Origin of the sequence: Mesorhizobium sp. M1A.F.Ca.IN.022.07.1.1, from assembly GCF_003997575.1 — a bacterium.
Lineage (GTDB): Bacteria > Pseudomonadota > Alphaproteobacteria > Rhizobiales > Rhizobiaceae > Mesorhizobium.
Genome location: NZ_RZST01000022.1, coordinates 18,923 through 27,184, shown reverse-complemented (window position 1 = coordinate 27,184; position 8,262 = coordinate 18,923). Strand labels below are relative to the sequence as shown.

Annotated in this window: 8 protein-coding genes; 1 reads left to right on the top strand and 7 read right to left on the bottom strand. The window is 62.9% G+C overall.

Annotated features, from left to right (window positions below):
* From EOA75_RS05150 to EOA75_RS05140, 3 genes are all read right to left on the bottom strand, one after another.
* A partial coding sequence (locus EOA75_RS05150; protein ID WP_164747286.1) for a potassium transporter Kup occupies positions 1–1,875 on the bottom strand: 1,875 nt, incomplete at its 3' end.
* A gap of 148 nt (positions 1,876–2,023) precedes the next feature.
* On the bottom strand, positions 2,024–3,937 hold the full coding sequence (locus EOA75_RS05145; RefSeq protein WP_095824878.1) for a potassium transporter Kup: 1,914 nt from the start codon (positions 3,935–3,937) through the stop codon (positions 2,024–2,026).
* Between the two features lie 84 nt (positions 3,938–4,021).
* Entirely contained in the window at positions 4,022–4,762 is a 741-nt protein-coding gene (locus tag EOA75_RS05140) for a pyridoxine 5'-phosphate synthase (RefSeq protein ID WP_067323265.1), read from the bottom strand.
* On the opposite strand from EOA75_RS05140, the gene EOA75_RS05135 reads away from it, so the two are divergent.
* Positions 4,740–5,273, top strand: coding sequence for an STAS/SEC14 domain-containing protein (locus EOA75_RS05135; protein ID WP_348628538.1), 534 nt, complete (start codon positions 4,740–4,742; stop codon positions 5,271–5,273). The genes EOA75_RS05140 and EOA75_RS05135 overlap by 23 nt on opposite strands.
* A 104-nt stretch (positions 5,274–5,377) precedes the next feature.
* Here EOA75_RS05135 and EOA75_RS05130 read toward each other — a convergent pair whose 3' ends face one another.
* The 4 genes from EOA75_RS05130 to nthA all read right to left on the bottom strand — a co-directional run bounded on the left by EOA75_RS05130 (position 5,378) and on the right by nthA (position 8,247).
* Positions 5,378–6,505, bottom strand: a complete 1,128-nt coding sequence (locus EOA75_RS05130) for an ATP-dependent RecD-like DNA helicase (RefSeq protein ID WP_095824880.1) — start codon at positions 6,503–6,505, stop codon at positions 5,378–5,380.
* Positions 6,506–6,648: 143 nt separating this feature from the next.
* A complete protein-coding gene (locus tag EOA75_RS05125; RefSeq protein WP_164747285.1) occupies positions 6,649–7,017 on the bottom strand; it encodes a nitrile hydratase accessory protein in 369 nt (122 codons plus the stop codon).
* On the bottom strand, positions 6,986–7,645 hold the full coding sequence (nthB, locus tag EOA75_RS05120) for a nitrile hydratase subunit beta (RefSeq protein WP_095824882.1): 660 nt from the start codon (positions 7,643–7,645) through the stop codon (positions 6,986–6,988). Before nthB ends, EOA75_RS05125 begins: the two co-directional genes overlap by 32 nt.
* Positions 7,642–8,247: a nitrile hydratase subunit alpha gene (nthA, locus tag EOA75_RS05115; RefSeq protein WP_095824883.1), complete on the bottom strand. Its 606-nt coding sequence runs from the start codon at positions 8,245–8,247 to the stop codon at positions 7,642–7,644. Before nthA ends, nthB begins: the two co-directional genes overlap by 4 nt.
* Positions 8,248–8,262: the final 15 nt, after the last annotated feature.

Below are 8,262 nucleotides of genomic sequence, written 5' to 3'. Positions count from 1 at the left end.
GGGGATCTGGAAATACTCCGTCGCATCCGCCGCCGTCTTCGCAAGGCCGATGAACAGCCTGTCCTGCCAGATCGGCATGCCGGAATTGGGCGAGGCCTTCAGCGAGCGCCGCGACAGGAAGAAGGACGTCGTCATGATGTCGAACTTCCATCCTTGCTTGCGGCAGATCGCCAGCGCGCGCGGAATGTTCGGCTGCTCCATGTAGCCGAAGGTCAGCGTGACCCGCATGAACAGGTCGTTGACCGTCTCCATCTTCACCCGCTCGCTGTCCGGCACCACCGGCTGCGGTGCGGTCACCACGGAAAGAATGACATTCTTCTCATGCAGCACCTTATAGTGCTTCAGGCTGTGCATGAGCGCGGTCGGCGCGCTCAGCGGATCGCCGGTCAGGAACACGGCGGTGCCGGACACCAGCTGCGGCTTTTTCTTCGAAAGGTTCGCCGCCAGGAAGTCGAGCGGGATTTCGTTGCGGCGCGTCTTGTCGAACAGGTAGCGGCTGCCGCGCACCCAGGTCCACATGCCGAGGATGATGGCGAAAGCCACGGCGAGCGACGCCCAGCCGCCTTCGAACACCTTGACGATGTTGGAGGCAAAGAAGCCGACATCGATGAAGGCAAACAGAGCCGTTAACGACACCGCGACCCAGAGCTGCCATTTCCAGATACGGGTCATGACGACGAAGAGGAGCACCGTCGTCACCAGCATATTGCCGGTCACCGAGATCCCGTAGGCCGAGGCAAGTCTGCTGGACGCGCCGAAACCGACCACCAGAAGCATCACCACCAGCGCCAGCAGCATGTTGACGCGCGGCATGTAGATCTGGCCCGACTGTTTTTCGGACGTATGCAGGATCTCCAGCCGCGGCAGCATGTTGAGCTGCACCGCCTGCCTGGTCAGCGAAAAGGCACCGGAGATCACCGCCTGGCTGGCGATAACCGTCGCTGCCGTCGCCAGAATCACCATCGGGATCAGCGCCCAGCCTTCATTCATCTCGAAAAACGGATGGCCGACGACGCCGTTCTTGGCGAGCACGAAAGCGCCCTGCCCGGCATAGTTCAATAGCAGGCAGGGAAATACGATCGCCAGCCATGCCAGCACGATCGGCTTGCGGCCGAAATGGCCGAGGTCGGCGTAGAGTGCCTCCGCGCCGGTGACGGCCAGGAAAATGGCGCCGATCGTGACAAAAGCCACGTCCGGCGAGTGGATCAGGAAGGCGACGATGTAGTGCGGGCTGATCGCCCAAAGGATTTCAGGATCGGCAATGATGTGATTCAGCCCGGACAGGCCGATGGCGAGGAACCACACGGCGGTGATCGGCCCGAAGATCAAGGCGACACCACCTGTGCCGAACCGCTGCACCGCAAACAGAATGGCCAAGATGAGCAGCGTCAGCGGCACCACATAAGGCTGAAAGGCGGGTGTCACGACATTCATGCCTTCGACGGCCGAAAGCACGGAGATGGCCGGGGTGATCACGGCGTCGCCAAAGAAAAGCGAGGCGCCGGCGATGCCGATGGCCAGGATGACCGCCGAACGCGTCGCGAAAGTGCTGCGCGCCAGCGCCATCAGCGAGAGCACGCCGCCTTCGCCACGGTTGTCGGCGCGCAGCACGAACATGATGTATTTGATCGTGACGATGATCGTCAGCGACCAGATGATCAGCGACAGCACGCCAAGGATATCGCCGCGATCGGCGACCTCACCGCGCGAGGAAGCAACGAGCGCCTCGCGGAACGCGTAGATCGGGCTGGTGCCGATATCACCATAGACGACACCCAGCGCGCCCAGCATCAGCACCTTGGTGCTGTGCTGCTCTATTTCCGGATGCCCGGTTTGCTCGACGGGTTCTGCCTCAGCACCATTGGCAAAGGCCATGACGACACTCCGATAAAATGCGCGGTGCTCTACGCTTGCTGCAGTGCAATATCAAGTGCCCTGGCGTTAGGGCTCCCATACCGCCAGTGCAAGGCTCGACCTGCAGAGGTGCATTCAAATCTATGGCACAATGTGGATGCTTGAAGCGTCAGATCGCGACCTGCGTACCGATCTCGACCACGCGCCCGGTTGGGATCTGGAAATACTCCGTCGCATCCGCCGCCGTCTTCGCAAGGCCGATGAACAGCCTGTCCTGCCAGATCGGCATGCCGGAATTGGGCGAGGCCTTCAGCGAGCGCCGCGACAGGAAGAAGGACGTCGTCATGATGTCGAACTTCCATCCCTGCTTGCGGCAGATCGCCAGTGCGCGCGGAATGTTCGGCTGCTCCATGTAGCCGAAGGTCAGCGTGACCCGCATGAACAGGTCGTTGACCGTCTCCATCTTCACCCGCTCGCTATCCGGCACCACCGGCTGCGGTGCCGTAACCACGGAAAGAATGACGTTCTTTTCGTGCAGCACCTTGTAGTGCTTCAGGCTGTGCATGAGCGCGGTCGGCGCGCTCAGCGGATCGCTGGTCAAGAACACGGCGGTGCCGGACACCAGCTGCGGCTTCTTCTTGAGGAGGTTCGCCGCCAGAAAGTCGAGCGGGATTTCGTTGCGGCGCGTCTTGTCGAATAGGTAGCGGGTGCCGCGAATCCAAGTCCACATGATCAGCCCCATGATCAAAGCGACAGTGATCGACACCCAACCGCCTTCGACCATCTTGACGACATTGGCCGAGAAGAAGCCGAGGTCGATGACGCCGAAGAGCAGCGCCAGCGCCAATGCGAGCGCCAGCTGCCATTTCCAGAGCCAGCGCATGACGACAAACAAGAGGATCGTCGTCATCAGCATCTCACCGGTCACCGAAATGCCATAGGCGGAGGCGAGCGCGCTCGAGCTGCCAAAGCCGACGACCAGAAGCATCACGCCGAGCGCGACCAGCAGATTGACCCTCGGCATATAGATCTGGCCGCTTTGCATCTCCGATGTGTGCTGCACCTCGATGCGCGGCAGAAGATTGAGCTGCACCGCCTGTCTGGTCAGCGAGAAGGCGCCGGAGATCACCGCCTGGCTGGCGATGACCGTCGCCGCCGTTGCCAGGGCGACCATCGGCATCAGCGCCCATTCGGGAAGCATCTGGAAGAACGGGTTGGTCGGCTTGCCGCCGTGCGAGAGCACGAAGGCGCCCTGCCCGAAATAGTTGAGGAGCAGGCAAGGGAAAACGATGGAAAACCAGGCCAGCACGATTGGCTTGCGGCCGAAATGGCCAAGGTCGACATAGAGCGCCTCGGCGCCGGTGACCGCGAGGAAAACCGCGCCGACGGTGACGAAGGCGCCCGTCGGCGTGGTGGCCAGGAAATAGACCGCATAGTAGGGGTTTATAGCCAACAGGACGGACCAATCGTCGACGATGTGATAGAGGCCGGCAACGCCGATGGCCACGAACCATGTCGCCGTGATGGGTCCAAAGACTGCCGCCACCTTGCCCGTGCCAAAACGCTGCACGGCGAAAAGCACCGCCAGAATCACCAGCGTGATCGGAACGACATAGGCATCGAGCGCCGGCGTGATGACTTCCAGGCCTTCAACCGCCGAAAGCACGGATATCGCCGGCGTGATGATCGAATCGCCGAAGAAGAGGGCCGCGCCGCAGAGGCCGATCACCAGGATCAGGCTGGAGCCCTGCGGATAGGCGCTCCGTGCCAGCGCCATCAGCGACAGCGTGCCGCCCTCGCCCTTATTGTCGGCCCTCAGCACGAAGGCGACATATTTGATCGTGACGATGATGGTGAGCGCCCAGACGATCAGCGACAGCACGCCGAGCACATCGTTGCGGGCCACCACTCCCCCTGAAGCATGGAGAGCCTCTCGAAAGGCGTAGATCGGACTGGTGCCGATATCGCCGTAGACGACGCCGAGCGCGCCGAGCATCAGAACCTTGGTGCTGTGCTGCCGCTCGGCCTCGGCATGGCCCAAAGGTTCGAGGGATTCTGTTTCGCTGGCGTTGGCTAGCACCATGAACCCCACTTCATCAGATTCGCCACGCTCCGAGGCTGCCGCAAAGCGCGGAACACGCCGGAGCTACGCAAGGCATTCCTCGCCCTACCATCCGCAGGCCTTCAAGAACCGCCCAACCGTGCCGGCCATGCCATACTCCAGCGCATCCGCTGTCAACCCATGTCCGATCGATACTTCGGCCAATGCGGGGATGCGTTTGATCAATGCCGGCAGATTGTTCACGGTCAAATCGTGGCCGGCATTGACCTGGAGTCCCGCCGCGAGTGCCGCGTCCGCGGTTTTTCCCAGTCTTTCCAATTCCTTGGCCGCCTTGGCGGAATCGGAATGGTAACCGCCATAGGGCCCGGTATAGAGCTCGATCCGATCGGCGCCGGTATCGCGCGCGGCATTCACGCCGGCCGCATCGGCGTCGGAAAACAGCGACACGCGAAACCCGCCCTTCTTCAGCCGCTTGACGATCGGTGTCAGGAACGCGGCCTGCGCGACGAAGTTCCAGCCGTGGTCCGACGTCGCCTGCGCCGGATCGTCGGGCACCAGTGTCACCTGCTCCGGCTGGTTATTCTCGACAAGCGCCAGGAAATCCTCTGTCGGGTAGCCCTCGATGTTGAATTCCGTCTTGGGGAACTCATCGTCGATCAGCGCCCTGATCTCCGGCAGGTCGGAATGTCTCGTATGCCGCTCATCGGGACGTGGATGGACGGTCAACCCATGCGCGCCGGCGGCAAGAGCGATGCGCCCCAGCCCCGTGACGCTCGGCCACGGCAGATCGCGTCGGTTGCGCAGCATGGCGACAGCGTTGAGGTTGACCGAAAGCTTTGCAGGCATGAATTGGCATCCAGCTTGGTTTTGGCGGGCATCTATAGCGCCTTTGCAGGGAACAGATAGTGGGTTTCCGGTGTTCCAGAGACTAGCTGATGGCCAACACAAGGATTTGCCAGTGAATTTCCTCGAGGCCGTGCCGGCGATACGCCGCATTGAAACCAACCGTGACGCGCTGTTTGCCATCGACGTCGTCGGCGATGTTTCGCCGGCGGATGCGGAAAACCTGTTCGGCCTGCTGGAAGCTGCCTATGCCCTGCACCCGAGGATCGACGTGCTGGTGCGGCTGACTGACGAGGAGAGCGTCGACTGGGCCAACATCTCGCAAGAGACGCTGCAGCAAGGTGTGGCCGACGCGCTGGAGCACGTCGTCCGTTGCGCAGCTATCGGCGAACCGCGCTGGGCATCGCTTGTCGGCGACTTCTTTCCGAAGGTTCTGCCGTTCGAATTCCGGCATTTCACCAGTGACGACGAAGCCGCGGCCTGGCAATGGCTCGATGCGAGGCCGGCAGAATAAGCGGACTGGAGCAATTCCAGGAAAGGTGTGACGGCTTTCCGTTCGGAATTGCGCCAAGACAACGAGCTAGAGGGGTTTGCCGTTTTCTGAACCGGTGAACCGCTCTATCGCACGATCGTCAGCCGCTCGGCCGCACGCGTGATGGCCGTGTAGAGCCAGCGTTGCCGGGTCTCCTTGAAGGCCCAGCTCTCGTCGAACAGCACGACGTCATTCCACTGCGAGCCCTGCGCCTTGTGCGCGGTCAGCGCATAGCCGTAGTCGAAATCGTCGAATCGCTTCTTCTGCTGCCATGGAATCTCGGCATCCGGATCCTCGAACGCCGCCTTCAGCAGCTTGATCTTGGCAACGCCGCGGTCGGGATCGTCCTCCTCCGGCGAGACCAGCAGGTTGATGCCGGGCTTCACCGTCTCGCGCGACGAGGTCATCACTTTCCACAGCGATCCGTTGAGCAGCCCCTTGGCCGGATCGTTGCGCAGGCAGACCAGCTTGTCGCCGGCCTGCGGATAATCGGCGGAAAAGCCCTTCAGCTCGCGCAGGCGCTGGTTGTAGCGCCGCCGCGTGCGGTTGGTGCCGACCAGCACCTGATCGGCTTTCATCACCAGATCCTGCGTGACCCCTTCCCTGCCGATCACCTGCGCCGTGCCGTAGTCGCCGTGCATGAACTCGCGGCCTTCTCGCACGTCGAGCGCCAGCCGGATGATAGGGTTGTCGCGTGCCTGGCGATGGATCTCGGTGAGCAGCACATCCGGCTCATGCTCGGTGAAGAAGCCGCCGCCGGAGATCGGCGGCAGCTGGGCCGGATCGCCGAGCACCAGGATCGGCGTGCCGAAGCTCTGCAGGTCGCGGCCGAGTTGCTCGTCGACCATCGAACACTCGTCGATGACGACCAGCTTGGCGCGCGCGATCGGACTTTGCCGGTTGAGTGAAAAGGTCGGCGACATCGACGTCTTGCCCGTCACCTGGTCCTCGACCGATTCCTCGCCCTTCGGCCTGTAGATCAGCGAATGGATGGTGCGGGCGTTGGTCGCTCCTTTGGAGCGCAGCATCTGGGCAGCCTTGCCGGTGAAGGCCGCGAATTGCACCTGCCCGTCGACGTGCTCGGCGAAATAGCGCGCAAGCGTCGTCTTGCCGGTGCCGGCATAGCCGAACAGGCGGAAGATCTGCGGCCGCCCGTCCTTCAGCCAGCGGCCGACCGCCTTCAAAGCCTCGTCCTGTTGGGGAGAGAATTCCATCAGTTCGACAGACCGGATTCGCGAGCGAAACACAAGGTTGGCGTGCCATCACCGGCGTCGTCGGCGACGGTCTCATTCATTATCAGCTCGGCACCCTATCAGGCGCAAACAAGAACGTAAAGGGAACGAAGTTTGAGTCCGGGCTACCGGTGGGCTCCGGGATCATTCTCCAGCAGGATCGGCTTGCCGTGCGGCGTGGCGTGGGCGGCACGCTCCCAGGCGGCCGCGAGCGCATCGATCTCGTGCTTGCCGGCGACGCCCTTGGTCGCCAGCAATTTTTCCAGCGCCGACAGCCAGTGCTCGTAATAGTCGTGGCCGTCGCTCGCGGCGTCCGGCTTCTTCACTTCGGCGGACAAGGCGTCCGCCCATTCGTTCCACGAAAACAGGCCCTTGTCGTGCAGCGCGACCGTGATGGCGAAAGCCTCCGCCTGCCACGGTTCGGCGAAAACCGGATCGTCGAAGCCGCCCGGCAGTTCGGTCTCATGCCGGCTCAAGGTAGCTCTCCCAGGCATCGATCGAGACCTCAAGCGTCGGGTCGGCGCCCTCGCCCCAGATCTCGGCGCCGTCGAAAACCACGGTATAGACCCATTGCGGGTTCTCGCCCTTGCCATGCGCGTTGCTGTCCGGGAACACGAAGCCGTCGCGAACGGCCTCGATCCTTCCGTTCTTGCCGCGCGCGTAGCGCGGCAGGCGCGTATGGCCGGTGGGACTGAAATTCTTCGTCCGCACGCGGTCGCCCGCCTGGAAGCGTGCCGGCGCAGCCACGGGACGATCGCATGGCCCGCCCTTGGCGAGCACGGCAGGCACATCGGCAGCCTTCAGCACGCGTTTGGGTGTCGCCGCCGGATCGACAGCCTTGCCGGCGGCAAGGTCGCGTTCCGTCACGAAGCCATGGCGCTTCAGGAGTACCTCAAGCGCCTGGATCCAGATCTGGTAATAGCTCGACGAATAATAATCGGCGGGATGCAGCGACTCTCGCGCATGCCGGCTCTCGTCGATGTTCCAGGCACCCATGGCGCCGGCAGTGAGCGTGACGCCAAGCGCCCGCCGCTCCCAGGCAGCATGGAAGTAAGGCTCGTCCGTCTCGGGCGCGACCGGCCCGAACCCCATCTGCCCGCCGAGATCTTGCGGCCCGTTCATGCCGGCTCCCTCGCCAGCGCAGTGCCGATCATCGAATCGCGGCTGACCAGGCCGGCGAGTTGCTCCTCGCTCCAGCCCTCGGTGCCTTTCGGCCGCATCGGCACCACAAGGTAGCGAAGCTCGGCCGTCGAATCCCAGACGCGGATTTTCCTACCCGCGGGCAAGGTTAGCCCGAATTCTTCCAGCACGCCGCGCGGATCGATAACAGCCCGCGAACGATAGGGCGGCGCCTTGTACCAGACCGGCGGCAGGCCGAGCACGGACCACGGATAGCAGGAGCAGAGCGTGCAGACGACGAGGTTGTGCGTCTCCTGCGTGTTGAACACCGCCTGCATGTGCTCGCCCTGACGCCCGGTATAGCCGAGCGAGGCAATTGCCGCCGTCGCGTCGCGCTTCAGCCATTCGGCATAGGCCGGATCGTTCCAGGCCTTCGCCACCACCCTGGCGCCGTTGCGTGGGCCGATTTTCGTTTCGTAGGTTTCGACGATGACGTCGATGGCCGCCGGATCGATCAGGCCCTTCTCGGTAAGGATCGTTTCCAATGCGCGCACGCGCGCCGCAAACGGATCGAGCTCGTTGTCGTGGTCGTGATCATGGGACATGGCGCAAGGTTACGA

Bases quoted from the DNA above. Each gene is read 5' to 3' on its own strand.
- EOA75_RS05130 (WP_095824880.1), bottom strand. From the start codon at position 6,505: ATGGAATTCTCTCCCCAACAGGACGAGGCTTTGAAGGCGGTCGGCCGC.
- nthB (WP_095824882.1), bottom strand. From the start codon at position 7,645: ATGAACGGGCCGCAAGATCTCGGCGGGCAGATGGGGTTCGGGCCGGTC.
- nthA (WP_095824883.1), bottom strand. From the start codon at position 8,247: ATGTCCCATGATCACGACCACGACAACGAGCTCGATCCGTTTGCGGCG.
- EOA75_RS05125 (WP_164747285.1), bottom strand. From the start codon at position 7,017: ATGCCTGGGAGAGCTACCTTGAGCCGGCATGAGACCGAACTGCCGGGC.
- EOA75_RS05140 (WP_067323265.1), bottom strand. From the start codon at position 4,762: ATGCCTGCAAAGCTTTCGGTCAACCTCAACGCTGTCGCCATGCTGCGC.
- EOA75_RS05145 (WP_095824878.1), bottom strand. From the start codon at position 3,937: ATGGTGCTAGCCAACGCCAGCGAAACAGAATCCCTCGAACCTTTGGGC.